The organism is Hominiventricola sp., from assembly GCF_057604405.1.
In genome coordinates this window covers 1-1,211 of record NZ_DBLYVB010000100.1, presented here as the reverse complement: position 1 = coordinate 1,211, position 1,211 = coordinate 1, and the positions used below count along the sequence as shown (strand labels likewise).

Sequence of the window (1,211 nt, the reverse complement as noted above, 5' to 3'; positions counted from 1 at the left end):
TCACTGTTTCCAGATGCCTTCAATTCCTGCATCAGACTCAGACGAAATCCCTTTCCAAAACGACTCTGTGTATCACAATCAGAAAGGTTGTACACATGACTGACACTGACCGGCATCAGAATACCACCCGTTCCCTCATCTTCATGGATGAAGACAAGATTTCCATTATAGCGGTTGACGTAACCAGTTCCAGTGCGTCCTAACTCCTGCTCATGATAACTATAGTAATCCTCAAGACCCTTTGTACTTCGATAGTACACGATTCCAATCGGATAGCAGTCCGCAGTCAGACCGTATTTATTCACCGGCATATCCGAGGACACAAGCGTTGCCGTTGCATATACATTCTCATTGACTGCTTTTAATGCAATTCCATGGTTGGAAGACGGATTATTGTACCAGCCACGAATCAGCTTTGTCACATCAAATGTCTTCGGCACAGCCATGCCATTGGTATTTTCCAGTGTCAGATAATCTAGTGCTTCTGGCTTAAAGGAAGGCTGATTGTTCCATGTCAGAGTACGCTGATCCCATGCACCTGTTACCTCATGAGCACTGACACGAAAGCCCTGTCCATTGTCTGCTGAAAACTGATACTGATATAAGTTTAATCTTGCGTCCGTGATTACCGCTCCCTTTTCTAACTTCGGAAGTGTATTAAACTTTAAAAAGGTACGGCAAACCTGATACGGCCTGTTTCTTCCAACCTCCAGCTCACTAAAGTTATAGCCATAGCTGCTGTTTGGATCTTTTGAACGCACAAATGCATCATCAATGGTGGTCTGCTTTTTCTCAATACGCACCGTCGGATCAATCGTAACAGGATAAGCTCTGCCTTCATCCATGAGCCATGACGCATCCATTTTAATTGTAATTTCAGAAATTCCCTGTCCTTTTTCAATCTGATAAGCAGCTTTTAAGATTTCTCCATTTTTATCGAATAAAATCGGTGCATCCAAAAAGAATACGGCATTCTCACTTAAATTTTCAGCATTCTCAGGGAAATCCTCTGCACATTCTCTCTGCGTCTTGCACATAGCCACACTGCCATCTGCAAGCACATGCATTGAAAGTCCCGGATGTTTCATCACAAATGTGATTGTTTCTGTTGCAGCCTCTTTCTTTTTCAGAATGATCTCTTCCTTCATTACTTCAGACTCCAGACGATATCTAATATCCATCCCCGGAAGAATCTCTCTAAAATATCCTGC

General features: G+C 42.9%; 1 protein-coding gene. It reads right to left on the bottom strand.

All coding sequences use genetic code 11. The features are described from left to right. On the bottom strand, nt 1–1,181 hold a 1,181-nt coding region (locus ACZMB2_RS14325; RefSeq protein WP_487597212.1), incomplete at its 3' end, for a DNRLRE domain-containing protein. Between the last annotated feature and the right edge of the window lie 30 nt (nt 1,182–1,211).